At 45.5% G+C, this 25389-nt stretch carries 24 protein-coding genes and 1 other annotated feature; all 24 genes read right to left on the minus strand.

Annotated elements, in window-relative coordinates:
- Positions 1 to 55 precede the first annotated feature (55 nt).
- The 24 genes from MHB56_RS11820 to radA all read right to left on the minus strand — a co-directional run bounded on the left by MHB56_RS11820 (position 56) and on the right by radA (position 25271).
- On the minus strand, positions 56 to 307 hold the full coding sequence (locus MHB56_RS11820) for a ribosomal L7Ae/L30e/S12e/Gadd45 family protein (RefSeq protein WP_038573459.1): 252 nt from the start codon (positions 305 to 307) through the stop codon (positions 56 to 58).
- A gap of 180 nt (positions 308 to 487) precedes the next feature.
- Complete coding sequence (gene rpoC, locus MHB56_RS11825) at positions 488 to 4099, minus strand: DNA-directed RNA polymerase subunit beta' (RefSeq protein WP_076130019.1); 3612 nt, start codon at positions 4097 to 4099, stop codon at positions 488 to 490.
- Between the two features lie 116 nt (positions 4100 to 4215).
- Positions 4216 to 7761 (minus strand): DNA-directed RNA polymerase subunit beta, encoded by a 3546-nt coding sequence (rpoB, locus tag MHB56_RS11830; protein WP_038573461.1) that lies wholly within the window; start codon positions 7759 to 7761, stop codon positions 4216 to 4218.
- Positions 7762 to 8183: 422 nt separating this feature from the next.
- The gene (locus tag MHB56_RS11835) at positions 8184 to 8783 is read right to left on the minus strand and encodes a class I SAM-dependent methyltransferase (RefSeq protein WP_341143603.1); all 600 of its coding nucleotides are present in this window, start codon (positions 8781 to 8783) and stop codon (positions 8184 to 8186) included.
- Positions 8784 to 8894: 111 nt separating this feature from the next.
- The gene (gene rplL / locus MHB56_RS11840; RefSeq protein ID WP_036680508.1) at positions 8895 to 9254 is read right to left on the minus strand and encodes a 50S ribosomal protein L7/L12; all 360 of its coding nucleotides are present in this window, start codon (positions 9252 to 9254) and stop codon (positions 8895 to 8897) included.
- 65 nt (positions 9255 to 9319) lie between these two features.
- Positions 9320 to 9823 carry a 50S ribosomal protein L10 gene (gene rplJ, locus MHB56_RS11845; protein WP_076099619.1) on the minus strand — a complete coding sequence of 168 codons (504 nt, stop codon included), beginning with the start codon at positions 9821 to 9823 and terminating at the stop codon, positions 9320 to 9322.
- Positions 9824 to 9887: 64 nt separating this feature from the next.
- Positions 9888 to 10040 (minus strand) — a sequence feature (ribosomal protein L10 leader region).
- Between the two features lie 67 nt (positions 10041 to 10107).
- Positions 10108 to 10800 carry a 50S ribosomal protein L1 gene (rplA, locus tag MHB56_RS11850; protein WP_036680504.1) on the minus strand — a complete coding sequence of 231 codons (693 nt, stop codon included), beginning with the start codon at positions 10798 to 10800 and terminating at the stop codon, positions 10108 to 10110.
- An 82-nt stretch (positions 10801 to 10882) separates the two neighbouring features.
- Complete coding sequence (gene rplK, locus MHB56_RS11855) at positions 10883 to 11308, minus strand: 50S ribosomal protein L11 (protein WP_036680502.1); 426 nt, start codon at positions 11306 to 11308, stop codon at positions 10883 to 10885.
- A 74-nt stretch (positions 11309 to 11382) separates the two neighbouring features.
- Complete coding sequence (gene nusG / locus MHB56_RS11860; RefSeq protein ID WP_036680499.1) at positions 11383 to 11916, minus strand: transcription termination/antitermination protein NusG; 534 nt, start codon at positions 11914 to 11916, stop codon at positions 11383 to 11385.
- Between the two features lie 21 nt (positions 11917 to 11937).
- Positions 11938 to 12129: a preprotein translocase subunit SecE gene (secE, locus tag MHB56_RS11865; RefSeq protein WP_036680497.1), complete on the minus strand. Its 192-nt coding sequence runs from the start codon at positions 12127 to 12129 to the stop codon at positions 11938 to 11940.
- Positions 12130 to 12149: 20 nt separating this feature from the next.
- Complete coding sequence (gene rpmG, locus MHB56_RS11870; RefSeq protein WP_076099620.1) at positions 12150 to 12299, minus strand: 50S ribosomal protein L33; 150 nt, start codon at positions 12297 to 12299, stop codon at positions 12150 to 12152.
- Between the two features lie 391 nt (positions 12300 to 12690).
- Positions 12691 to 13335 (minus strand): RNA polymerase sporulation sigma factor SigH, encoded by a 645-nt coding sequence (gene sigH / locus MHB56_RS11875; RefSeq protein ID WP_036680496.1) that lies wholly within the window; start codon positions 13333 to 13335, stop codon positions 12691 to 12693.
- A 158-nt stretch (positions 13336 to 13493) separates the two neighbouring features.
- Positions 13494 to 14015 carry an NYN domain-containing protein gene (locus MHB56_RS11880; protein ID WP_036680494.1) on the minus strand — a complete coding sequence of 174 codons (522 nt, stop codon included), beginning with the start codon at positions 14013 to 14015 and terminating at the stop codon, positions 13494 to 13496.
- Between the two features lie 2 nt (positions 14016 to 14017).
- Positions 14018 to 14782, minus strand: coding sequence for a 23S rRNA (guanosine(2251)-2'-O)-methyltransferase RlmB (gene rlmB, locus MHB56_RS11885; RefSeq protein ID WP_341143604.1), 765 nt, complete (start codon positions 14780 to 14782; stop codon positions 14018 to 14020).
- Between the two features lie 36 nt (positions 14783 to 14818).
- The gene (locus tag MHB56_RS11890; protein ID WP_076099622.1) at positions 14819 to 15253 is read right to left on the minus strand and encodes a Mini-ribonuclease 3; all 435 of its coding nucleotides are present in this window, start codon (positions 15251 to 15253) and stop codon (positions 14819 to 14821) included.
- Positions 15250 to 16656, minus strand: a complete 1407-nt coding sequence (gene cysS / locus MHB56_RS11895) for a cysteine--tRNA ligase (RefSeq protein ID WP_341143605.1) — start codon at positions 16654 to 16656, stop codon at positions 15250 to 15252. Before cysS ends, MHB56_RS11890 begins: the two co-directional genes overlap by 4 nt.
- 49 nt (positions 16657 to 16705) lie before the next feature.
- Positions 16706 to 17398, minus strand: a complete 693-nt coding sequence (cysE, locus tag MHB56_RS11900; protein WP_036680489.1) for a serine O-acetyltransferase — start codon at positions 17396 to 17398, stop codon at positions 16706 to 16708.
- 553 nt (positions 17399 to 17951) lie between these two features.
- The gene (gene gltX / locus MHB56_RS11905) at positions 17952 to 19415 is read right to left on the minus strand and encodes a glutamate--tRNA ligase (protein WP_341143606.1); all 1464 of its coding nucleotides are present in this window, start codon (positions 19413 to 19415) and stop codon (positions 17952 to 17954) included.
- 51 nt (positions 19416 to 19466) lie between these two features.
- Positions 19467 to 19955 carry a 2-C-methyl-D-erythritol 2,4-cyclodiphosphate synthase gene (ispF, locus tag MHB56_RS11910; RefSeq protein ID WP_036680486.1) on the minus strand — a complete coding sequence of 163 codons (489 nt, stop codon included), beginning with the start codon at positions 19953 to 19955 and terminating at the stop codon, positions 19467 to 19469.
- Positions 19952 to 20650, minus strand: coding sequence for a 2-C-methyl-D-erythritol 4-phosphate cytidylyltransferase (gene ispD / locus MHB56_RS11915; protein ID WP_076130021.1), 699 nt, complete (start codon positions 20648 to 20650; stop codon positions 19952 to 19954). The genes ispF and ispD overlap by 4 nt, the downstream gene beginning before the upstream one ends.
- A gap of 95 nt (positions 20651 to 20745) precedes the next feature.
- Positions 20746 to 21834, minus strand: a complete 1089-nt coding sequence (locus tag MHB56_RS11920; protein WP_036680481.1) for a PIN/TRAM domain-containing protein — start codon at positions 21832 to 21834, stop codon at positions 20746 to 20748.
- A gap of 177 nt (positions 21835 to 22011) precedes the next feature.
- Complete coding sequence (pssA, locus tag MHB56_RS11925) at positions 22012 to 22749, minus strand: CDP-diacylglycerol--serine O-phosphatidyltransferase (protein WP_036680477.1); 738 nt, start codon at positions 22747 to 22749, stop codon at positions 22012 to 22014.
- Between the two features lie 64 nt (positions 22750 to 22813).
- The gene (disA, locus tag MHB56_RS11930) at positions 22814 to 23890 is read right to left on the minus strand and encodes a DNA integrity scanning diadenylate cyclase DisA (protein ID WP_036680475.1); all 1077 of its coding nucleotides are present in this window, start codon (positions 23888 to 23890) and stop codon (positions 22814 to 22816) included.
- 13 nt (positions 23891 to 23903) lie between these two features.
- Positions 23904 to 25271 carry a DNA repair protein RadA gene (gene radA, locus MHB56_RS11935; RefSeq protein WP_036680472.1) on the minus strand — a complete coding sequence of 456 codons (1368 nt, stop codon included), beginning with the start codon at positions 25269 to 25271 and terminating at the stop codon, positions 23904 to 23906.
- Between the last annotated feature and the right edge of the window lie 118 nt (positions 25272 to 25389).

The raw sequence follows: 25389 nt of genomic DNA on the forward strand, positions 1-25389 counted from the left end.
CAAATGAAAAGTTCTTGCCGCTGGTGTTCACCCCAGTACAAAAACATTTCTGTAGCTATTGTTTTAAGACGGCTGCCATCGCAGCGCCAACTTCTATTCCGCAGGCCTTGCCCAAATTCAGCATCGTATCCACATATGTGATCTTAACACCTTGTTTGTTACAAAGCAAAACTATCCTGGAAGTAAGCCTTTGATCTCCGTCCTCTGCCACATAGACTTCTGCGGCTAGGCCCAACTCTACCGCCTTGACGGTTTGTTTGGTACCGATCTTGACCTGAGCATCCTGTAGTCCTCTATCATCAGTCATTCTCTTTACCTCCAATGAACAAGGATAACATGGCTACTCACGCACCTTAGACATTTTAGCATTATCAATAGATGGTGTCAAGAAATTCAGCAACAATTTTTATAGAAATTATACACAGCAGAACACTCATGCCACACCTATGAGTAGGTATGACATGAGCACACTACCATGATTGCTAATTTATTCAGCAGGAACCGTCTCTAAAGATTCAAGTTCGCTTTCTGCATTTGGATCACTTAGCTTAACGTTACGGTAACGGTTCATCCCAGTACCTGCAGGAATCAACTTACCGATAATAACATTTTCTTTAAGTCCAAGCAACTTATCTACTTTACCTTTGATAGCAGCGTCTGTTAGGACACGAGTAGTTTCTTGGAATGATGCAGCTGACAAGAAGGAATCAGTTTCAAGAGACGCCTTGGTAATACCGAGCAAGACTGGTTTAGCAACAGCAGGCTCTTTACCAGACAAGATAGCTTCCTTGTTAGCACCTTCGTACTCATGAATATCCGCAAATGCACCTGGCAACAGACTTGTGTCACCTGCGTCAATGATACGGATCTTCCGAAGCATTTGCTTGATCATAACTTCAATGTGCTTATCATTGATCTCAACGCCTTGGTTACGGTATACACGCTGTACTTCTTGCAGAATGTAGTTTTGTACCCCACGGATCCCTTTGATACGCAGCATTTCTTTAGGGTCAATCGAACCGTCTGTCAGCTCATCGCCGGCTTCGATTTCTTGGCCTTCGCTAACACGTAGACGTGAACCATAAGTAATGGAATAAGTCTTGGATTCTGCTTCACCTTGAACCTCGATTTCGCGACGGTCTTTGGTTTCACGGATTTCCTTGATTACGCCATCGATCTCACTGATTGTAGCTTGACCTTTAGGGTTACGAGCTTCAAACAACTCCTGAATACGCGGCAAACCTTGAGTGATGTCATCACCGGCAACACCGCCGGTATGGAACGTACGCATTGTAAGCTGGGTTCCTGGTTCACCGATAGATTGTGCGGCAATAATACCAACTGCTTCACCAATCTCAACGTGTTTACCAGTTGCCAAGTTACGTCCGTAACATTTCTTACAAACACCATGACGGGCACGGCAGCTCAGTACAGAACGAATTTGCAGCTTAGTTACACCTGCGTTTACAATTGCCTCCGCTTTATCGGAGTCAATCAAATCATTGCGGTGAACAATGATTTCGCCTGTTTCTGGGTGACGAACAGTTTCGAAGCAGTAACGACCTTCAATACGGTCATACAGATCTTCGATAACTTCTTTACCATCCTGAATACGACTAACTGTGAAGCCTTTATCGGTTCCACAATCTTCTTCACGGACAATAACGTCCTGGGCAACGTCAACAAGACGACGAGTCAGATACCCTGAGTCAGCGGTACGAAGTGCGGTATCGGCAAGACCTTTACGCGCTCCGTGAGTGGAGATAAAGTACTCCAAGACGGTAAGACCTTCACGGAAGTTCGCCTTGATTGGCAATTCGAAAATCCGACCTGAAGGTGTTGCCATCAGACCACGCATACCACCCAGCTGAGTGATCTGCGATTTGTTACCACGCGCTTTAGAGTCAACCATGAGCATGATAGAGTTGAAACGGTCCATCGACTTAAGCAGGATGTTCGTAAGATCATCCTTAGTCTTCGACCAGATCTCAATAACACGGTCATACCGTTCGTCATTGGTGATCAAACCACGGCGATATTGGTTAGCAACCACATCAACCTTAGCTTCAGACTCTTTCAGGATGGTAACTTTCTCCTCAGGGACAATAACGTCCGACACGGCAACTGTAACACCAGAACGTGTGGAGTAAGTGAATCCGAGTTGTTTAATTTTATCCAAAATCATAGAAGTTTTGGTTGTGTGATAAGTTTCAAAACAACGAGCAATAATCAGACCCAGATATTCTTTACCTACAGCACTGGCTTCTGGAGCGGATTCAATCAGCTCGCGAATGTTCGCGCCTTTTTCGTAGATAAAGTATTTCTCTGGTGTGCCGTGCAGCAAGTTAGTTTTGGTTGCTTCGTTGATATAAGGGAAACTACTTGGGTAGATTTCATTAAAAATGATCTTACCGACCGTAGTAATCAACATTGCATTTTGTTGTTCTTCCGTAAAGCATGTTTTGCCAAGTGCTTTAGCCGGAATAGCAACACGAGCATGAAGTCCTGCAGTTCCGCGTTGGTAAGCTGATACAGCTTCGTTAACGGTACGCAGAATCATACCACTACCCTTTTCTTCCTTGTTATCCATGGTCAAGTAGAAAGTACCAAGGACCATATCCTGGGAAGGTGTTACAACTGGCTTACCGTCTTTAGGGTTCAAGATATTACCAGATGCAAGCATAAGAATGCGTGCTTCCGCTTGAGCTTCTGCAGACAGAGGAACGTGCACCGCCATTTGGTCACCGTCAAAGTCGGCATTGTACGCCGTACATACGAGTGGGTGAAGACGAATAGCGTGACCTTCCACCAAGATCGGTTCAAATGCTTGAATACCGAGACGGTGAAGTGTTGGTGCGCGGTTTAGAAGTACTGGGTGTTCTCTAATTACTTCTTCGAGTACATCCCAAACTTCAGGACTTACGCGTTCAACTTTACGTTTCGCGCTCTTTATGTTGTGGGCAAGACCCTTATTGACCAATTCTTTCATAACAAAAGGCTTGAACAATTCTAACGCCATTTTCTTAGGAAGTCCGCACTGATACATCTTAAGGTACGGTCCTACTACGATAACGGAACGTCCAGAGTAGTCAACCCGTTTACCGAGCAAGTTCTGGCGGAAACGTCCTTGTTTACCTTTCAGCATATGGCTGAGCGATTTAAGCGGACGGTTACCAGGACCGGTTACCGGACGTCCCCGACGGCCGTTATCGATGAGAGCATCGACAGCTTCCTGGAGCATCCGTTTTTCGTTCTGCACGATAATGTCAGGAGCACCGAGATCAAGCAGTCTTTTCAGACGGTTGTTCCGGTTAATAACACGGCGATAGAGATCATTCAAATCAGACGTAGCAAAACGGCCACCATCCAACTGAACCATCGGACGAAGCTCCGGAGGAATAACCGGAAGAACATCCATGATCATCCAATCAGGCTTGTTGCCGGAGTTACGGAACGCTTCAATGACTTCCAGACGTTTGATCGCCCGGTTACGGCGTTGGCCTTGGGCCGTACGCAGTTCTTCTTTGAGGAATTCCAGCTCTTTATCAATGTCGATATCTTGAAGAAGCTTTTTAACAGCTTCAGCACCCATGCCGGCTTGGAAACCATAACCGTATTTTTCACGGTAGCTACGATATTCTTTCTCGGACAGAAGTTGTTTCTTTTCCAGTGGAGTTTCACCTGGATCCGTTACAACATAAGATGCGAAATAGATAATTTCTTCAAGTGATCTTGGAGACATATCTAGTGCAAGCCCCATGCGGCTTGGGATACCTTTGAAATACCAGATATGAGATACCGGAGCGGCCAATTCAATGTGACCCATACGTTCACGACGAACTTTAGCACGGGTAACCTCAACGCCACAACGGTCGCAGACTACGCCCTTATAACGGACACGTTTGTATTTACCGCAATGACATTCCCAGTCTTTTTGTGGTCCAAAGATACGCTCACAGAAAAGACCCTCTTTTTCCGGTTTCAACGTACGATAGTTAATGGTTTCCGGTTTCTTAACTTCTCCGCGGGACCATGAACGAATCTTCTCCGGAGAAGCGAGTCCGATTTTCATAAATTCAAAATTGTTAACGTCCAACAAGGAGCAACCCTCCTTAACCTAATCCTGATTTAGTACCGCTTTGCCCTCTTCTGACTGTTACATCAAAAGAGGGCGTGCGGTCCTTTATAAAATGGAACTTTTAAGCTCCAGCTTGATTATTCTACTCCGACTTCTGAACCTTCTAAATTGAGGCTTAGTTTGTCGCCTGACGTCTCGTCCTCATCGTCCAATTCTCTCATTTCAATTTCCTGCTCGTCACCGCTAAGAATCTTAACATCCATACCCAGGGACTGCAGTTCTTTGATCAATACCTTGAACGACTCAGGAACACCTGGTTCCGGTACATTTTCACCTTTGACAATAGATTCGTACGTCTTCACGCGACCAACTACGTCATCGGATTTCACGGTCAAAATTTCTTGCAATGTATATGCAGCACCGTAAGCTTCAAGCGCCCACACTTCCATCTCCCCGAAACGCTGTCCACCAAATTGAGCTTTACCACCCAATGGTTGCTGCGTAACTAGTGAGTAAGGTCCTGTTGAACGGGCGTGAATCTTATCATCAACCATGTGCGCCAGTTTGATCATGTGCATGACACCAACAGTAACTTCACGTTCGAAGCGTTCACCTGTACGGCCATCATACAGCACGGTTTTACCATTACGCTGCATACCTGCTTCTTCCATCGTATCAAACACGTCGTACTCACGCGCTCCGTCGAATACCGGCGTTGCAATGTGAATTCCCAGACGCAATGCGGCCATACCAATATGGACCTCAAGCACCTGTCCGATGTTCATACGAGAAGGAACGCCCAGAGGGTTAAGAACAACCTGTACTGGCGTACCGTCCGGAAGGAACGGCATATCTTCTTCTGGCAGGATACGGGCAACGACACCCTTGTTACCGTGACGTCCGGCCATCTTGTCTCCCTCAGAGATCTTACGTTTCTGAGCGATGTAGACACGAACCAATTGATTTACACCAGGAGGCAGCTCATCGCCGTTCTCACGTGTAAAGACTTTAACGTCCACGATAATACCATCACTACCATGAGGAACGCGTAAAGAGGTATCCCGTACTTCACGAGCTTTCTCACCAAAGATAGCGTGCAGGAGACGTTCTTCTGCTGTCAGTTCAGTTACACCCTTAGGAGTAACCTTACCCACCAGAATGTCACCAGCGCTGATTTCCGCACCGATGCGGATGATTCCGCGCTCATCAAGATTGCGCAGAGCTTCTTCGCCGACGTTCGGAATATCGCGCGTAATTTCTTCAGGTCCCAATTTAGTGTCGCGAGCTTCAGATTCGTATTCTTCGATATGAATCGAAGTATATACATCTTCCTTAACCAGCTTTTCACTTAACAGGATCGCATCCTCGTAGTTGTAACCTTCCCAAGTCATGAACGCAACGACTACGTTACGGCCAAGAGCAAGTTCGCCCATTTCTGTGGAAGGACCGTCTGCCAGGATATCACCCTTCTTAACAATGTCCCCTCTTTTAGCTAGAGGACGTTGGTTAATACAGGTACCTTGGTTAGAACGCATAAATTTGTGTAATTTATATTTAACGATATCGCCTTTAACTTCCTTGCCTTCGACAGTCTCAACGCGACGCAGCCAAATTTCATTAGCTGAAGAACGTTCGATAATACCGTCATACTTGGAAACGATACATACGCCAGAATCCTTAGCGGATTTATGTTCCATCCCTGTTCCGACCAGCGGAGCTTTTGGAATTAGAAGCGGAACAGCTTGACGTTGCATGTTAGATCCCATCAGTGCACGGTTGGAGTCATCGTTCTCAAGGAACGGAATGAGCGCCGTAGCGACAGATACAACCTGTTTAGGCGAAACGTCCATGTAATCGACACGATTACTTGGCATCGTTGTAATGTTGTCTGAGTCTTTGTTGTAACGAACGATTACCATGTCTTCTTTAAAGGTGCCATCTTCTTCGATCAACACGTTAGCCTGAGCAACTACATAATTATCTTCCTCATCAGCAGTCAGATAGTCAATTTGCTCAGTCACCTTACCAGTCTTCGGATCCACCCAACGATACGGAGCTTCAATAAAGCCGTATTCATTGATGCGGGCAAAGGTAGACAAGGAGTTGATCAACCCGATGTTTGGACCTTCCGGCGTTTCAATTGGACACATCCGACCGTAGTGACTGTGATGGACGTCACGAACTTCAAAGCCCGCGCGTTCACGTGTCAAACCACCAGGTCCGAGGGCGGACAGACGACGTTTATGCGTAAGTTCCGCAAGCGGGTTCGTCTGATCCATAAATTGAGACAGCTGGGAGCTACCGAAGAACTCTTTAATAGACGCGATGACCGGACGAATATTGATCAGAGCCTGAGGCGTAATCGCATTAGCATCCTGAATCGACATTCTTTCACGTACAACACGTTCCATCCGGGACAAACCGATACGGAACTGATTCTGCAAGAGTTCACCTACAGAACGCAGACGACGGTTACCCAAGTGGTCAATATCATCGGTATTGCCAATTCCGTGAAGCAAATTAATAAAGTAGCTGATTGAGGATATAATATCAGCTTGAGTAATATGCTTAACAGATTTGTCGATATTGCCGTTAGCGATCAGCTTAATAACCCGGCCTTCTTCAATTGGCGAGAATACGTCAATTGTTTGAAGAGGAATATCTTCGCTGTCCATAACTCCACCAGTAACACGGTAGTTTTTAAAGGCAACATTCTTTTCGAAATATGGAATCAATTCATCAAGCAGTCTACGATCGACCATTTGGCCGGATTCTGCCAGGATTTCTCCAGTAGAGTCGTCAACCAAAGGCTGAGCAAGACGTTGATTGAAAAGACGGTTCTTAATGTGTAGCTTTTTATTGATTTTGTAACGGCCTACATTAGCTAGGTCGTAGCGTTTTGGATCAAAGAAACGCGCAACCAGCAAACTTTTGGCATTGTCTAGTGTCGGCGGTTCGCCCGGACGCAAACGCTCATAAATTTCAATAAGCGCCTTCTCCGTGGAGTCCGTGTTGTCTTTATCCAGCGTATTGCGAATATATTCATCATTGCCAAGCAATTCCAGAATTTCGGCATCACTACCGAAACCGAGAGCACGCAAAAGTACGGTAACAGGAATTTTACGAGTCCGATCGATACGAACATACATAATGTCCTTAGCATCGGTTTCAAGTTCCAACCAGGCTCCGCGGTTCGGGATTACTGTGGCGGTGTAGGTTTTTTTGCCGTTCTTATCCACTTTTGTGCTGAAATAGACGCTTGGAGAGCGAACCAACTGGCTGACAATAACCCGTTCCGCACCATTAATAATAAAAGTGCCGGTCTCCGTCATCAGCGGGAAATCTCCCATGAACACTTCCTGCTCTTTAACCTCACCGGTCTCTTTATTAATGAGCCGCACCTTTACACGCAGAGGAGCCGCATACGTTACGTCCCGCTCTTTAGCGTCGTCAACCGTATATTTCGGTTCACCCAGGCTGTAATCAATGAACTCTAGTACCAAATTACCTGTGAAATCCTGGATCGGCGAGATGTCCTGAAACATTTCCCGCAATCCTTCCTCCAAAAACCAATCATAAGATTTTTGTTGGATCTCGATCAGGTTCGGGACCTCGAGTACCTCGTTAATTCTCGCATAGCTCCGCCGAGTGCGTCGACCATACTGAACAAGATGTCCTGCCAACTTTACTCACCCCTCATGTCTACTCACTTAAAAATTGATTGCGAACCCTTGTTTGGAACCGTATAATGGAACCATACTACAAGGATTCAGTCATAAATAAAAGAAAAGCCCTTATCGAAATCTTCGAAAAAAGAGCGCATTTATCCATGACCAAAATACTCCTTATCAAGTAGATTTGCCCAAAACGTACATATTATACGTCACCAAGCAATAGTTTATGCGCTATTATCTATTACCACGCAGCATTTGCTACGTTAGAGCATAGACAACCAACTCGCAAAAACTTGCCGTGCGGCATGCGCTAGCCGGGCGACAATATATTGCTTGACATTTCAGCAAACTAAAGACATGGAGCCTATCTTAATACTGACATTTTATAATAATACCATTATCACTATCACATGTCAATAACCTATTGTATTTTATTTTTGCGCTTTAATAATACGATAGCCTTTGTCTTTCCCCACTTCTTCCACCATTGAGAACAAGCTTTCTAGTTTTGCCACTGCGGATGGAGCGCCCTGCTTCTTCTGAATCACAATCCACAGATAGCCACCCTCATTTAAATGTTCATACGCATCTTCAAAAATCTTATGCACTACAGCTTTTCCTGCACGAATCGGAGGATTAGTTAGAATCACATCGAACTTCTGCTGCTCATTCAATGCGCCGAGCACATCGCTTTCCATTATCGTAACATTCCGGATTCCATTGTGCTGAGCATTCTCACGCGCCAGTTCTACCGCACGACTGTTAATATCAATCATGGTTACATGTCCTTTGGGAGCTAGGTATGCTGCACTTAATCCAATCGGCCCATAACCACAACCTACATCAAGCACCACTGAACCGTCCGGAATTATCATAGCTTCAATAAGAACTCGGCTACCGTAATCGATGTCCCCTTTAGAGAATACACCGGCATCGCTCGTAAAACGAAAGCTTTTGCCTCTTAGTACGGTATCAATGCTACGTCTGTCATGACGCACTTCCGGCTGCTGCGAATAATAATGTTGCGACATCTCTTTCCTCCCTTTCCTATTATGTTAGCAGTTGGTATATACGCCCTACTAACTCTATTTATAAAACAAACCCCTTGAACAAGTTCAAGGGGTTTTCAGTAATAGAAGGAATTACTTCACTTCTACAGCTGCGCCTGCTTCTTCCAATTTTGCTTTAGTAGCTTCGGCTTCGTCTTTGCTTACTTTTTCTTTGATTGCTTTTGGTGCGTTGTCTACAAGATCTTTAGCTTCTTTCAAGCCAAGACCAGTGATTTCGCGAACGATTTTGATAACGTTGATTTTGGAAGCGCCAGCGCCTGTCAAAATTACGTCAAATTCGGATTGCTCTTCAGCTACTGCTGCTACTGCACCGCCAGCTGCTACTGGAGCTGCTGCAGTTACGCCGAATTCTTCTTCAATTGCTTTAACCAGGTCGTTCAGTTCCAATACGCTCATGCCTTTAATTGCTTCCAAGATTGCTTCTTTACTCATGATTGAACCTCCATTTTATATTTAAATTTATTTGTGGTATTGATTATGCTGCAAGAGTCAAAGGCTTACGCGCTTTGTTCTTCTTTTTCAGCAACAGCTTTAACTGCAAGCGCGAAGTTGCGCATTGGAGCTTGAAGTACGCTAAGCAGCATGGACAGCAAACCATCGCGGGATGGAAGCTCAGCCAGTGCTTTCAGTTGTTCCGCGTCAATGACACGACCTTCAACTACGCCGCCTTTCAATTTCAAAGCGTCGTTTTTCTTGGCGAAATCGTTCAAAATTTTAGCTGGTGCTACTGCATCAGTTGTGCTGAATGCGATAGCTGTTGGACCAGTCAAAACTTCATCCAATTCACTCAACTCAGCCGCAGCAGTTGCGCGACGCAGCAATGTGTTCTTCAGGACTTGAAACTCAACGCCAGCTTCACGAAGTTGCTTACGCAGTTCAGTCACTTGGGAAACGTTCAATCCACGGTAGTCAGCTACAACAGTCGAAAGACTGTTTTGCAGTTTTGCAGTAACGACGTCAACCGCGTCTTGTTTTGCTTGAATTACTTTTGCATTTGCCAATGTATACACCTCCTGAAAATTTATGTGTCGGCGTTCTTTCCAAGGAAAGCTTCACCGCTCCTACGCAGGCAGTAGAAAAGCCTCCGCAGAATCACGAAGGCTTGATAAAACGAAAGTTATACGAGCGAGCTCGTTACTTCTTGTTTCTATCACAACACCTCGGTAGGAAATTAAGCACTAAGGCACCTACTGTCTACGGTAAGCATATTCAAGGTTAAGATTGATACCTTAAGTTTCACAACTGTTATAGATTATCAAAATTGACTCAAAGAGTCAACCCTTAATTATCTGAAGACGGTTGTGTTCACACGAGCGCTAGGTCCCATTGTGGAAGAAATCGAGATGCCTTTAAGGTATACACCTTTAGCAGCAGCTGGTTTCGCACGGTTCAAAGCGTCGATAAGAGCTTTAAGGTTATCGTTCAATTGTGCAGCATCAAAGGACACTTTGCCGATTGGCGCGTGAATTTGACCTGCTTTGTCGAGACGGTATTCGATTTTACCGGCTTTGATTTCTTGCACAGCCTTGGAAACATCGAATGTAACTGTGCCAGCTTTAGGGTTAGGCATAAGACCTTTACCACCAAGCAGACGACCCAGTTTACCGACTTCACTCATCATATCAGGTGTAGCTACGCAGACATCAAATTCAAACCAGCCTTGTTGAATTTTGTTGATCATGTCTTGATCACCAACAAAATCAGCGCCAGCAGCTTCAGCCTCTTTCGCTTTTTCACCTTTTGCAAATACAAGCACGCGTTGTGTTTTACCAGTGCCGTGAGGCAGGACAACAACACCACGAACTGCTTGGTCTTGTTTACGTGGGTCTACACCCAGACGAACTGCTGCTTCAACGGTTTCGTCGAACTTAGCAGTCGCTGCCTTTTTCACAAGCTCTACAGCTTCTGAAGGCTCGTAAGTTGCTTCGCTGTTGATCAGCTTAGCAGCTTCTTGGTATTTCTTACCATGTTTAGCCATGAAAATGTTCCTCCTTTGTGGTGTTAGCGGAAATTCCTCCCACATACTTGCGGGTCACGAATGACCGATTCTTCGAAAACTACTAGTCTTCGATTGTGATACCCATACTGCGGGCAGTACCTTCAACCATACGCATTGCAGCTTCAACAGTTGCAGCGTTAAGGTCAGGCATTTTTGTTTCAGCAATTTCACGTACCGCAGCGCGGCCGATTTTTGCTACTTTTTTCTTGTTTGGTTCGCCGGATCCTTTTTCTACTTTAGCAGCGATGCGAAGCAGAACAGCAGCCGGAGGAGTTTTAGTGATGAAAGTAAAGGAACGGTCTTCAAATACTGTAATTTCAACCGGAATGATCAAGCCAGCCTGGTCGGCAGTACGAGCATTAAATTCCTTACAGAATGCCATGATGTTGACACCTGCTTGACCTAACGCCGGACCTACTGGAGGCGCTGGATTCGCTTTCCCTGCAGGAATCTGCAGTTTCACCATTTTAATAACTTTTTTAGCCATGAGTGACACCTCCTTGCAAAAATAGTGGTCTTCGAACGCCAATAGCGCTCTCCCACAAGAAACCCTAGCTTATGTTATATTTTCTCCACTTGAGTGAAATCCAACTCTAGCGGGGTTTCCCGTCCAAACATGTTAACATGCACTTTGATCTTGCTCTTGTCAGCCAAAATTTCTTCCACGGAGCCCACAAAATTCGCAAACGGACCAACCATAATACGTACGGATTCCTTGATTTCGAAATCAATCTTCGCTTTAGGTTCAACCATGCCCATATGCTTCAGAATTTGTTCTACCTCTTCCGGAAGCAAAGCTGTTGGTTTAGACCCTGAGCCTGTCGAACCAACAAATCCAGTAACGCCCGGAGTATTGCGGACAACATACCAGGAATCATCAGTCTGAACCATTTCCACCAAAACATATCCGGGGTAAACTTTACGCATAACGGTTTTTTTCTTACCGTCTTTGTTTACGATTTCTTCTTCCATAGGAACAAGAACGCGGAATATTTTGTCTTCCATGCCCATGGACTCAACGCGCTTTTCCAAATTGGCTTTGACCTTATTCTCATACCCAGAATAGGTATGAACGACATACCATCTTTTTTCCATATCAAGCCACCTGGGACCTCTCTAAATAATCGCTTCAATCACAGCGGAAATACCGATGTCCAGAACCCAGAAGTAAATAGCGACAACTACAATCGTACCGAGAACGATCAATGTATAGTTGGTCAATTCTTTACGACTTGGCCAGCGAACCTTTTTGAGTTCACTCCAGCTCTCAGTGAAAAAGGAAAACATAGACTTGAAACTACGTTTCATGCCGACTACACCTCCACAGACTATCTGGTTTCGCGATGAGGAGTTTGCGAGTTACAATACTTGCAAAATTTCTTCATCTCCATGCGGTCGGGGTGATTTCGCTTGTTTTTGGTAGTCGCATAGTTTCTTTGTTTGCAACTTGTACAAGCCAAAGTGATAATTACCCGCATGATGTGCACCTCCCGAGACGTCCTTCTAATTCACATTAGAAGACGCAAATATTGATCCTAAAAAAAAGCCGCGAATTTAGGCCTACCTAAAACACTTTAGCATAATGTCAAGGTCTGTGTCAACGAAAGAATTCCGTTCTGCACTGGGTAATTCCGGGTTTAGTAGTCATATGGCCGTACCCTGTCTTTGGGTCTATCTCTTCCTCACACTTCGCTGTCTTCCTTACCATTATGGGGTATTCCGTCTGTGTATAAACCTACCTTCAACGGCAACGACTAAAATCGGCTCAAATAGTAATTTATGGTGCAAGCACCTAATTCTATCCGAGTGATTTCAAAAAGACTAAAAAAAAGAACTCGATGTCCGAGCCCTCTCTTGTTCATTATATCATCAATTGTCACGTACTTCTAGATATCTTTCTAATTTCCTTTTTACTCGTTGTAGAGCGTTATCAATAGACTTTACATGCCGTTTAAGATCTTCAGCAATCTCTTGATAGGATCTTCCGTCTAAATACAACATCAGAACCTTGCGCTCCAAATCACTTAGAATCTCCGCCATCTTATCTTCAAGACCAATGAATTCTTCTTGATTAATAATTAGCTCTTCTGGATCTAGAACCTGTGTTCCACAAATGACATCCATAAGTGTTCTATCAGAATCTTCGTCATAAATGGGCTTGTCCAAGGAAACATAAGAGTTCAGCGGAATATGTTTCTGACGAGTGGCCGTCTTAATAGCCGTTATAATCTGTCGTGTAATGCAGAGCTCAGCAAAAGCCTTGAATGAAGAGAGCTTGTCACCTTTAAAGTCACGAATAGCCTTGTATAGACCAATCATTCCTTCTTGTACAATATCTTCACGGTCTGCCCCGATCAAGAAATAAGAGCGGGCTTTAGCACGTACAAAGTTACGGTATTTATTAATCAAGTGTTCTAATGCGCCACTGTCGCCACCACGGAAAGCCTCGACAATATCTTCATCACTTATGAAATCATACTCAGACAGCATTATTTCCTTGAGGTCGACACTCACCAAGAATCCCCCCGGCTGCAACGCAAGACACATCGTTACTTCGCGAAATATAGGATCAGTATATATTATGTTACCTTCCACCGTCAACCGGAGTTTGTCCAAAATCAATCTAGAATAGCATAAATTGGAATAAAATATTTCCTGATTCTTCCTCGATCTCACTGTCTGCGCCATTTTTCCAACTTACTGCGCACATCGGGAGGCAGTTTGTCTTCCAAAGAATGACGAGTAGAACTGACACCGCCAGGTTCAATAGCTTTTTTTACTTGTTTCTGATTCTCTTCAATTTCCAGATGCAATTCCCTTGCCGAAATTCGCAATGCACCTTGTGCAAAAATAATATGCTGCTCTATAAAATCACTCGTAGCCACATAGATCTGCCGGCGCCGATTGCTATATTCCCCAACCAGTCGCTCAATGCATTCATCTGCGGTTTCTTTTTCCTTGGTGAAGTACACCTGGACCTTACCCTGGACAAAAGACCTTCCCAACCCCGGAACACGGTATGCATCAAAAACAGCAATAACTCTTCGTCCAGAGAAAGCCTGGTAATCTGCCAGCAAATCCATCAAGCGGTCGCGTGCTTCCTGCATACCAATCTGGGACAGTGCCACAAGTTCCGGCCAGCCACCGATCATGTTATATCCATCCACAAGCAGCACATCGCGCCAGTCGGCCATAGCTATCCCTGCTGTTGCCGGCGGCGTATCACTTCATACATAATGACTCCTGCGGCGACAGAGGCATTTAATGAATTGATCTTTCCGGCCATCGGCAGCTTAAGAAGTACATCACATTTTTCACGAATCAGGCGTCCCATTCCTTTATTCTCATTGCCAATTACAACAGCTACCGGACCCGTGAAAATATCGGATTGGTATAGATTCTGATCGGTATCCACGTCTGTTCCTACTACCCAGACTCCCTGCTCTTTTAGACGGTCAATGGTCTGACCCAGGTTTGTAACCCGGGCAACCGGAACATACTCCACAGCACCCGCGGATGTTTTGGACACGGTCGCAGTTATCTGAGCCGAACGGCGTTTAGGTACGATTACCCCATGTACTCCAGTACAATCCGCCGTCCGTAGAATCGAGCCCAGGTTATGAGGATCTTCAATTTCATCAAGCAATATAAGGAATGCCGGTTCTCCTTTGGCTTCTGCTATAGCTAACAGATCATCCACTTCAACATAGGCAAATGGTGCTGCTTGTGCAACCACCCCTTGATGCTGCACGCCTGGTGCCAGTTGATCCAGCTTACGCTTGTCCACATGCTGAATGACAATTCCCGATTTCCGGGCTTCGGCAACGATGGGTGCTGTCAGATGCTTCTGGGCTGTCTCTGCAATCCAAATTTTATTTAATGTACGACCAGCACGAAGCGCTTCAAGCACAGAATGCTTCCCTGCCAATATTTCCTCTTCAGTCTTCAATTCTTCTTCCATGTTCACTTCTCCTATTTTCTATTTCGCCAAAGCCTATCACGGCTGTTTCAACATAAACTGTATACCCTTGTGCACAATTTCTTCTATTCTCTCCTGTTGTCCTGTGTAGTACAAGTGACCAATCAAGCACTCAAAAGCTGTAGCATGACGGTATTCAAGCACATCCGCATTCTTAGGAACACTTCCCGATTTCGCATTTCTTCCCTGACGGGCGACATCCTTCTCTTCTTCCGTGAGACTAGGCTCCAAAAAGTTCAGAATTGCACACTGTGCTTTAGCGGATACCAGCCCTGTAGCAGAACGATGCAAATGGTTCGGACGCAAATTAGGAAGAGATACTAAATACTGGCGAACAGCCACCTCATAGATAGCATCTCCTACATAAGCTAGAACAATAGGCGAAAGTAGTCGCGCAGGTTTGGAAGGCTCATAAGGAAACCATCCGTTATCAAACTTGCGTTCCTCACTCATTTACGACGCCACCGCATTCCTTGTGGAGTATCCTCAAGCAATATGCCCAAGCGGCCTAATTCATCACGGATCTCGTCAGACCGGCTCCAATTCTTATTCTTACGAGCTTCAACCCGCTCGGCGATCAACCGTTCAACTTCTTCACTTGCAATTTCCTCTTCTAGTTCAGGCGTCAAACGCAGCACAGCATTCATTTCGCCAAAAGCTTGCAGTAATGCAGCAAAATCAGCAGGAGCAGCCTCGTTATTCGCAAGCGTATGGTTTGCCAGGCTCACCCAATCGAACATAGCCGTGATCGCATCAGGCGTATTAAAGTCATCCTGCATTCTAGCATGGAAATTGGCCACTATAGCTGACAGCTTATCATTAATCTCTGAGTTGACCTCACCTTGAGCACCATCAGCAGCGAGTTCAAGCCGATGTTTAACGTTACTCTCTGCAACCGTGATCCGTTCAACGCTCTTTTCGGCGGAAGTCATAGATTCCTCTGAGAAATTCAGCGGGTTACGGTAATGGGTCGATAGCATGAAATAGCGGATAGCTCCTGCTTTAAAACGCTCACGGATGTCTTTTACAAGCCAGCCATTACCGAGCGATTTCGACATTTTCTCGTCTCCGATGTTGATGAATCCATTATGCATCCAGTAATTAGAGAGTGGTTTACCAGTCAGAGCTTCGGTCTGAGCGCATTCACATTCATGATGCGGGAACTGCAAATCTTGTCCACCACCATGGATATCAATCGTATCTCCCAAGAACTCTCGCGCCATAGCCGAGCATTCAATATGCCAGCCGGGACGTCCGTCTCCCCAAGGGCTACTCCAGTGCACTTCACCAGGTTTGGCTGCTTTCCAAAGCACAAAATCCTCCGGTTTTTCCTTACGTGAGTCCACCTCAACACGGATACCAAACTGCAGCTCATCCAGATTCTGACGAGATAATTTACCGTAGTCTTCAAATTTTGAAGTGCGGTAATATACATCGCCGCCGCTTTCGTATGCGTATCCTTTTTCCTCAAGCTCTTTAATAAATCCAATGATCAGCTCCATGCTTTCCGTTACACGGGGATTCAAGGTTGCCGGTTTAACACCAAGCCCTTCCAGGTCGTCACGGTAAGCAGCAATAAAAGTTTCCGCTACCTCTGCTACAGTAGTGTTCATTTCTTCGGCTTTGCGAATCAGTTTATCATCGACATCCGTGAAATTCGTAACATACCGCACCTCATTACCTAACTGCTCCAAGTAATTCCGGACCATATCAAAAACAATTATAGGTCTAGCATTTCCGATATGCATATATCCATAAACGGTTGGACCACACACATACATCTTAACTTTGCCCGGCTCCTGGGGCACAAACTGCTCCTTGCTGCGTGTCATTGTGTTATATATTTGTAAAGCCATCCTTATTCCAGCCCTTTCTGTTCTTCCGGATTCCTTAATACCGGGATGCTTAAATTTCGTAGTCACCAATATACTGCTGAGCTTCTGCTATCCGCTGTGCGGTTTTTTGTTTATCTTCTGCGCCAAGCTTTTCCCTAATTTCTTCGATTTCTTTCTGCAAAAACCGCAATGAATCGACAAGCGGGTCAGGCATCTTCGTATGATCGAGCCGATCGGATACCCGTTCTCCATTACGTTTTACCACACGACCTGGATTCCCTACTACTGTACTGTTGTTAGGCACTTCACGCAACACAACTGCATTCGAACCTATATTTGAATTGTCACCAATACGAAAAGATCCTAAAACCTTCGCACCGGAACCAATAACTACATTGTTGCCGACCGTGGGATGTCGCTTACCTTTTTCTTTTCCTGTTCCTCCAAGCGTAACCCCTTGATAGATTATAACATCATCACCGATTTCGCAGGTTTCTCCAATAACAATCCCCATACCATGGTCGATAAACAGCCTATTTCCGATGACAGCTCCAGGATGGATCTCAACACCAGTCATAAATCTGCTAAACTGCGAAACCATACGAGCCATTGTATACCAGCGGCGTTTGAAAAAAGAGTGGGCGATCCGGTGACCCCAAATGGCGTGCAAGCCGGCATATGTGAAGACAACCTCGAACCAGCTGCGGGCAGCAGGATCGTTATCAAATACCGCCCGAATGTCCGACTTAATATGCTTAAACATCACGGTTCCTCTCTTCTTAACTTCCTTATCTCCTGTTTACAGGTACATAAGAAAGGTATTGTCTCCAGGCCCATCATCCTTATCATACATATGCGGTGAGTGTTCGCTTGGTTTGTTATCTCGTAGAAATATAAGACAAAGAGTATTGTATGAAAATTATTTTTGCTTATATTTAGACAAAAAACGCCCCTGCAGCATAATGCTGCAGAGACGTTTAACCGCGGTTCCACTCTGCTTGAACGAATCAAATGAGCCGCTATTGTAACAAACGGCAGAATTTCTTCGTTCCACTTGGCATCATTAACGGCGACGTTCCCGGCGCGATCTAATGAGCCTTAAAAAGGTCATTCAACCGTGCAGCTCACAGGCGCATGTTCTGCCCCGGACAAATGAATAACTCCCAGCCCGAAAGGGTGTCCCTTTCTCGGTTATTCTCTCTGGCAATTGTCTTCAATGGACGTACTTTTCCTGATCACAGCTATTATCATATAATTCTATCTTAGCGCAAAAGACAAGATACTGACAAGGGGGTTTAGTCGTATGAAATACGACCTTAAGCGCCCTTAATTTGTGATTTCAAACGTTCGATGACCCGGTTTTTGCCGAGCAAAGCAATGGTTATATTAAGATCACGTCCGTGCGTTTGTCCGGTCAGAGCCACACGAATTGGCATAAAGAGTGCTTTGCCCTTATGACCTGTTTCTTTCTGTACTTCCTTAATCAGAACAGCCATGTTGCTTGCACTGAAATCCTGACAGGCTTCAACCTTAGCCAGAAAAGCAGACAATACCTCAGGAACTTGGCTTTCAGCCAGAACCTGTGCTGCTTCCGTTTCTAATTCTAGGTGACTGCGGAAGAACAGTTCCGATAGCGCCACGATGTCAGAAGCTGCAGTCATCTGTTCTTGATACAACGCGACAACGCTTTCCGCCCATGCTTGTTGCTCTTCGTTCAGCTCAGCAGGTATTTTACCCGCTTTTTGCAGATGTGGAATAGCTAGCGCAGAGATCCGTTTAGGATCAGCATGCTTAATATAATGATTATTCAGATGCGCCAGCTTGTTTTTATCGAATACAGCCGGGCTTTTGGACAAACGGTCCGCATCAAAAATAGAAATAAGTTCTTCTTTACTGAAGATCTCTTCTTCTCCCTCTGGAGACCAGCCAAGCAGAGAAATGAAGTTAACCAGAGCCTCAGGCAAGTAACCCAATTCATCATATTGCTCGATAAACTGAATAACGGATTCATCCCGTTTGCTGAGCTTCTTGTGGTTGTCGCCAACAATAAGCGTCATGTGACCAAATAAAGGTGGCTCCCAGCCAAGCGCTTCATAGATCATAAGCTGGCGGGGTGTGTTGGAAATATGGTCTTCTCCACGCAATACGTGAGTAATAGCCATCAGATGATCGTCAACAGCTACCGCGAAGTTATAGGTCGGAATTCCGTCCTTCTTCACAATAACAAAGTCACCCATTTCTTTTGTGTCAAAAGAAATACTGCCTTTTACGAGATCATCAAACGCATACGTACGATCTTCTGGCACACGGAAGCGAATGCTAGCCACTCGTCCCTCAGCTTCAAAAGCTAAACGTTGCTCTTCAGTCAGATCACGGTGTTTGCCAGAATAACGAGGCGTTTCTCCGCGGGCAGTCTGTTCTTCACGTTCCGCTTCCAGCTCTTCCTCTGTGCAATAGCAGCGGTAAGCCAAACCTCTGTCCAGCAAATCCTGCCAATGTACACGATATAAGTCAAGACGTTCTGTCTGACGGTAAGGTCCGTACTCTCCGCCAACATCAACGCTCTCATCCCAATCCATACCCAGCCATTTCAAATACTTAAGCTGGCTCTCTTCACCACCAGCGACATTGCGCTTTACGTCTGTATCTTCAATTCTGATAATGAATTTACCGCCTTTATTACGGGCGAACAGATAGTTAAACAGCGCCGTTCTGGCGTTACCTATATGTAAATGTCCCGTAGGGCTCGGTGCGTAACGCACCCGGACTTCATCCGTCATTGTATTCCCTCCGCTTCATATGGTTGAACTTAATTTACTACTTAGACCATCTCAAGATGATATCACATCTTGGAGTAGACAGACAATAGATTGTGCGGCAATTCCTTCGCCGCGTCCGGCAAAACCAAGCTGCTCAGTTGTAGTAGCTTTAACATTCACCTTGGACGGGTCGGCATTAAGCGCACGTGCGATAATCTCGGTCATTTGTGGAATGTACGGAGCCATCTTAGGCTTTTGGGCGATAATCGTTGAATCGATATTTCCCAGCTTATATCCTCGCTCACGAGCAAGTGCCCATACCTCTTCTAATAACTTCAAGCTATCTGCGTCCTTAAAGGCTGGATCTGTATCCGGAAAATGTCTGCCAATATCACCAAGTCCAAGTGCGCCTAGAATCGCGTCACTAACTGCATGCAGCAGCACATCTGCATCGGAATGCCCAAGCAATCCTTTTTCGTAAGGAATCGTAACTCCCCCAATAATACAAGGCCTGCCCTCTACCAGCTGATGCACATCAAATCCTTGTCCTACAGCGATCATGATTGTCCCTCTCCCCTGTTTCTTTCTGTGAATTCTGCATAATCCAAATCATCAGGTGTCGTAATCTTAATATTTCTGTAGCTTCCCTCTACCACAGAAACCGGAATCCCCGCACGCTCCGCCAAGCTGGAGTCATCGGTGCCCAGAAAGCCATCCCGCTCCGCCGCTGCATAAGCCTCCAGCAAATCAGAAAGACGAAAAGTCTGCGGGGTTTGAATCGCCCACAGACTTCGCCGATCCGGCGTAGACAGTACCTGTCCTTCATTATCCACCTGTTTGATCGTATCCTTGACGGGTACAGCAAGAACCGAAGCACCCATCTGCTTCGCTCGTTCGTAGCAAGCCTCAATTTCATTCGGCTGTACAAACGGACGAACACCATCATGTACCATTACCCACTGTGTCGTAAGTTTCAACAACCCTTTATGTACGGAATGCTGACGCTCAGATCCACCAGTTACTATAGCCTTAACCTTGTCCAGCTTATAGAGCTGTATCCATTCCCGGCAGCGTTCAATATCCTCTTCACCGGTTACGAGCACGATTTCAGAGATCAATTCGTGCTGCTGGAATACCTCCAGCGTATGAACGATAATCGGCTTCCCCTGCAGTAACAAATATTGCTTGCTCTCCGCAGTTCCCATTCGCGTTCCTCTGCCTGCCGCCACAATGACGACGCCCACACTGTTTGACATTAATCTGGCTCCTGTCTTTCACGTATAATCCCATCATAACGTGTTTGGCGGGCATTTCCAACCCATAGGACAGTCCCCATACACTTTATCTTCACTTATTGCGCTTTTTCCAAAAGTTTTGGCTTAGCAAATATCATTCGGCCAGCCGAAGTTTGCAGCACGCTAGTGACCAGAACCTCCATCGTAGTCCCGATATATTCACGTCCGCCTTCTACAACAATCATCGTTCCATCGTCTAAGTAGGCTACCCCTTGCCCATGTTCTTTGCCATCCTTAATGACCTGAACTACGATTTCCTCACCAGGCAGCACTACAGGCTTCACAGCATTCGCCAGATCGTTAATATTCAGAACGGAAACACCCTGCAATTCGCAAACCTTATTTAAGTTGAAATCATTAGTGACTACTTTACCTTGCAATACCTTCGCTAACTTCACTAACTTACTGTCAACCTCAGAGATTTCTTCAAAATCTCCCTCATAGATCAATACCTTCACATCAAGCTCTTTTTGAATTTTATTGAGAATATCAAGCCCACGCCGTCCCCGGTTCCGCTTCAACAGATCCGAAGAATCAGCAATATGCTGGAGCTCTTCAAGCACGAATTCAGGTATGACAATGGTTCCCTCAATAAATCCCGTCTTACAAATGTCAGCGATTCTTCCATCGATAATAACACTTGTGTCGAGGATTTTATGTTCCTCAAGCCCGCGGCCTTCCGGCTCAGCCGCTTGACCCCAGCGTCCAGATGTCCACAGTGCAGCTAGCTCCTCTTTTTTCTCCAAACCGATCCGCAGCCCCAGATATCCAAAAGCTAACGTAGCTGGCACTTGCAGCAGCTGCCCAGCTTTCCCAAGCCAGATCATTGCAGGGTATAACAGGAGAGATAACAGAAGCCCCCCTGTAAGCCCAGCTGCACTTGCAGCTAATTCATTCATTGGAATACGCGAACAGTAGTGAACCGCCTCCCGCAGTTTTGAACCTCCCCATTCCGCGCATAAAGACCCCGCAAACAAAAAAATAATGGCACCCAGCACCGTAAATAAAATGCTTCCTTCTACAGGTAAGCTTTCACCCAGCTTTTCCATCCCCTTGGGGAATCCTCTTTCGAGCGCATGGTATAGCGAAAAACCTGACCAAGCACCACATATTAAGGCAAAAGACAAAATCACTTTTTTCCACATAACCTAACGCACCTCCTTTTTATTCATCCTAAATGGATCTATTCCTCACCAGTATGTTCCAATTTTCAAGACGATAAACTTGGGGTAGCGCTGGAAATGCAAAAAGGCTTTGCCATCCCCTAGGGAAGACAAAACCTTTGGTCATAATTTATTCAGTTACCTTACCTTATGGACCGATTAACCGTTCTTGGAGTGATACACTTTATCCTCTGAACGGCTACGACGACGATGACGGCGTCTGGCTGTCAACCGATCAATATTTTGCTTAAAGCCGTATAATGCATAAATTCCAAGTAAGACAAAGATCAGCTTAGCGATTTGCTCTGGGAACACAACAGCTACAGCCACTGCAACAACAATAACCACTGGCGCTCCAACCACCGCTTTTTTCGGCAATCCAATCTTTTTAAAATTAGGATATTTAACAGTGCTGACCATCAAATAGGATAAGAGCAGTGTAGCAACGATCATAAACGGAGCCGAAACATCTTTATTAAAAAGAGCTAATGTGGCCAGTACACCACCTGCAGCAGGAATTGGCAAACCGATAAAATAACCCGGAACCCCCGGACGAACATTAAAACGGGCTAAGCGCAAAGCACCAAACACCGGAAAAATCGCAGTTACTGTCCAGCCTAATGCAGAGTTTAAATCCTGCAAGCTTGAGACGTACAAAATAACGGCCGGTGCGACTCCGAAAGAAACGACATCAGATAAGGAGTCCAACTCCTTGCCAAATTCGCTTTCGCATTTTAGAGCGCGAGCTACTCGACCATCTAAGCCGTCTAACAGCATAGCAATAATAACCATGATAGCGGCCATGCTAATCTTACCGTCAAACGCCATCATGATACCAAACATTCCGAGCATCAAATTACCTATCGTAAAAAGACTCGGAATTGATTTTTGTATCATTTCTTCACCTCAATTTTCTAACTTTGGCCTTTAACGTCCCCAATATTACGTGATTGTATGTTATTTACATTTGCCTGTCAATAAGAACTTGCTTCTGTAAACGTTTGAGCCCATCCTGAATATTACGGGCCCGCACCTCCCCAATTCCGTCCACTTCATCCAATTCAGCTATGCTTGCGGACATCAAATTAGGCAGCATTTCAAACCGCTCCACCAGATTGTGAATGATCACATTCGGAAGCCGCGGAATTTTGTTAAGCAGGCGATAACCACGTGGAGTCACCACTTCTTCAGAGGTAATTGCCGTAGAAGAATAACCCAATATACGGGCAATATGGTTGTCATCCATCAGATCATCATCGCTTATCCGTTTGAGACCGGCGATAATTTCACGGATTTTATCTTCCTGCTCTTCCTTAGCATAGTCTCTGTATAGAAGCCATGCTTCTTCCTCTGTATTTCCAACCAGTTCTTCCATCTGCATGCTGATCAGGCGTCCTTCGTTGCCCAATTCGTTGATATAGCGTTTGATCTCCATTTTTATGCGCAAAACCATCTCTACACGCTGGATAACACCCACTACTTCAGCAACGGTAACAATGCCCTCATATTCTGAAGCTGACAAATTCGTCAGTCCTTGCGTGAGCACTGCTTTATACTTCTCGAGTGTCTGAATCGCTTGGTTAGCCTTTGCCAAAATAGCCCCGATCTCTTTGAGTGCATAACGTATCGAGCCTTGATAAAGCGTGATGATATTGCGGCGTTGTGAAATGGAAACCACCAGCTTACCCGTTTGCTTCGCTACCCGCTCCGCGGTCCGGTGACGGATCCCCGTCTCGATGGATGAGATAGAGGAATCCGGTATAAGTTGTGTATTAGCATACAATATACGCTTTAAATCCTCACTTAGAATAATAGCTCCGTCCATTTTAGCTAGCTCATATAAATAATTGGGCGAAAAATCGCAGTTAATGGAGAATCCACCATCCACTACGTCCATCACCTCAGGACTGTACCCTACGACAATAAGTGCCCCTGTCTTAGCGCGCAGCACATTCTCCAAACCTTCCCGAAAAGGCGTACCCGGTGCCGCCAGTCTGAGCAGATCATTCATATTCTCTAATTGGTTATATTCTTTCATATCCCTGTGCCCCCTAATCTAACGCGACCGATAGTGCATCTGCTACGGTACTGACGCCAATAATCTGGATATCTTGCGGGTGCTTCCATCCCTTCATGCTCTTTTCAGGCATAATCACCCGCCGGAAGCCAAGCTTTGCGGCCTCCTTAACGCGCATTTCCGCGCGCGAAACGCCTCTTACCTCACCGGTAAGTCCTACTTCTCCGAAGAAAACGTCGTAAGGTTTTGTTGAAATATCACGAAAACTGGAGGCGATACTAATAGCTACAGCTAGATCAATCGCCGGTTCATCCAGCTTTACTCCCCCGGCAACATTAAGGTATGCATCCTGATTCTGCAGGAACATGCCCATCCGTTTCTCGAGTACAGCGATAATAAGTGCCATCCGCTGGTGATCCATGCCTGTGCACATTCGCCGTGGGGAAGGGAAGTGGGTGGCAGCAACAAGTGCCTGAAGTTCTACAAGCACAGGTCTAGTTCCCTCCATACTTGCCACCACAGTAGAACCAGCCACGCCAAGCGGACGTTCCGATAAAAAGAGCTCCGATGGATTCTCTACTTCGGTAAGCCCCGCTTCACCCATTTCGAAAATGCCGATTTCATTCGTAGAGCCAAAGCGGTTTTTTACAGCCCGCAAAAGTCTATACGTATGATGCCGCTCACCCTCAAAATACAGCACGCAGTCCACCATATGTTCAAGCATCCGTGGTCCAGCAATAGCCCCTTCCTTGGTAACATGACCAACGAGAACTGTTGCAATTCCACGAATCTTAGCGATACGCATAAATCTTGTCGTACACTCCCGAACCTGGGTCACGCTGCCTGGCGCACTCGTTACTTCTGGCATAAATACGGTCTGAATAGAATCGATGACAAGAAATTGTGGCTGGATTTGTTCGATCGCTTCTTCTATGCTTTCCATATTTGTCTCACATAGTACATAAAGCTCCGTTGACAACGCATCGAGGCGATCCGCGCGCAGCTTAGTTTGCCTTACCGATTCTTCGCCCGAGATATACAATACTCGCAATCCCTGTGTTGTAAGGGCGTGCGAGGTCTGTAATAAGAGCGTAGATTTACCGATTCCTGGGTCTCCCCCTACTAGTACCAGCGATCCTGGTACGATCCCCCCACCGAGAACACGGTTAAGCTCACCTATACCTGTCAGTATGCGCGGTTCCTTGTCACTTTCTATACTTATGATCGACTGTGCCTTTTCTTTACTATGAAAAATAGGGGCATTCATTCCCTGTGTTTTGACTACGCTTTCCGTTTCCTCCACCATGGAGTTCCAAGCCTGGCACCCTGGGCATTTCCCGAACCATTTTGGCGATTCGTATCCACAGTCGGTGCAAAAAAATTTTGTTTTTGCTTTAGCCATTTGTTCTCCTTACGGTCCGAACTGTTTACAATTCGGATCATTTTCTTCTAATGAAAGTTTACCATTTCTACCCCTTTAACGAAAGGTCATTCGGTATTTGCATTAAATGTATATTTTA

It is taken from the genome of Paenibacillus sp. FSL H8-0315 (genome assembly GCF_038005365.1).
Lineage (GTDB): Bacteria > Bacillota > Bacilli > Paenibacillales > Paenibacillaceae > Paenibacillus_AQ > Paenibacillus_AQ odorifer.

Bases quoted from the DNA above. Each gene is read 5' to 3' on its own strand.
- cysE (WP_036680489.1), bottom strand. From the start codon at position 17,398: ATGTTTAAGCATATTAAGTCGGACATTCGGGCGGTATTTGATAACGAT.
- rplK (WP_036680502.1), bottom strand. From the start codon at position 11,308: ATGGCTAAAAAAGTTATTAAAATGGTGAAACTGCAGATTCCTGCAGGG.
- nusG (WP_036680499.1), bottom strand. From the start codon at position 11,916: ATGGAAAAAAGATGGTATGTCGTTCATACCTATTCTGGGTATGAGAAT.
- disA (WP_036680475.1), bottom strand. From the start codon at position 23,890: ATGAAAGAATATAACCAATTAGAGAATATGAATGATCTGCTCAGACTG.
- ispF (WP_036680486.1), bottom strand. From the start codon at position 19,955: ATGATCGCTGTAGGACAAGGATTTGATGTGCATCAGCTGGTAGAGGGC.
- MHB56_RS11820 (WP_038573459.1), bottom strand. From the start codon at position 307: ATGACTGATGATAGAGGACTACAGGATGCTCAGGTCAAGATCGGTACC.
- ispD (WP_076130021.1), bottom strand. From the start codon at position 20,650: ATGTCAAACAGTGTGGGCGTCGTCATTGTGGCGGCAGGCAGAGGAACG.
- rplL (WP_036680508.1), bottom strand. From the start codon at position 9,254: ATGAGTAAAGAAGCAATCTTGGAAGCAATTAAAGGCATGAGCGTATTG.
- MHB56_RS11920 (WP_036680481.1), bottom strand. From the start codon at position 21,834: ATGTGGAAAAAAGTGATTTTGTCTTTTGCCTTAATATGTGGTGCTTGG.
- pssA (WP_036680477.1), bottom strand. From the start codon at position 22,749: ATGATACAAAAATCAATTCCGAGTCTTTTTACGATAGGTAATTTGATG.
- MHB56_RS11835 (WP_341143603.1), bottom strand. From the start codon at position 8,783: ATGTCGCAACATTATTATTCGCAGCAGCCGGAAGTGCGTCATGACAGA.
- MHB56_RS11890 (WP_076099622.1), bottom strand. From the start codon at position 15,253: ATGAGTGAGGAACGCAAGTTTGATAACGGATGGTTTCCTTATGAGCCT.
- cysS (WP_341143605.1), bottom strand. From the start codon at position 16,656: ATGGCTTTACAAATATATAACACAATGACACGCAGCAAGGAGCAGTTT.
- radA (WP_036680472.1), bottom strand. From the start codon at position 25,271: ATGGCTAAAGCAAAAACAAAATTTTTTTGCACCGACTGTGGATACGAA.
- secE (WP_036680497.1), bottom strand. From the start codon at position 12,129: ATGAAACGTAGTTTCAAGTCTATGTTTTCCTTTTTCACTGAGAGCTGG.
- MHB56_RS11880 (WP_036680494.1), bottom strand. From the start codon at position 14,015: ATGGCCGACTGGCGCGATGTGCTGCTTGTGGATGGATATAACATGATC.
- rlmB (WP_341143604.1), bottom strand. From the start codon at position 14,782: ATGGAAGAAGAATTGAAGACTGAAGAGGAAATATTGGCAGGGAAGCAT.
- rpmG (WP_076099620.1), bottom strand. From the start codon at position 12,299: ATGCGGGTAATTATCACTTTGGCTTGTACAAGTTGCAAACAAAGAAAC.
- gltX (WP_341143606.1), bottom strand. From the start codon at position 19,415: ATGACGGATGAAGTCCGGGTGCGTTACGCACCGAGCCCTACGGGACAT.
- rplA (WP_036680504.1), bottom strand. From the start codon at position 10,800: ATGGCTAAACATGGTAAGAAATACCAAGAAGCTGCTAAGCTGATCAAC.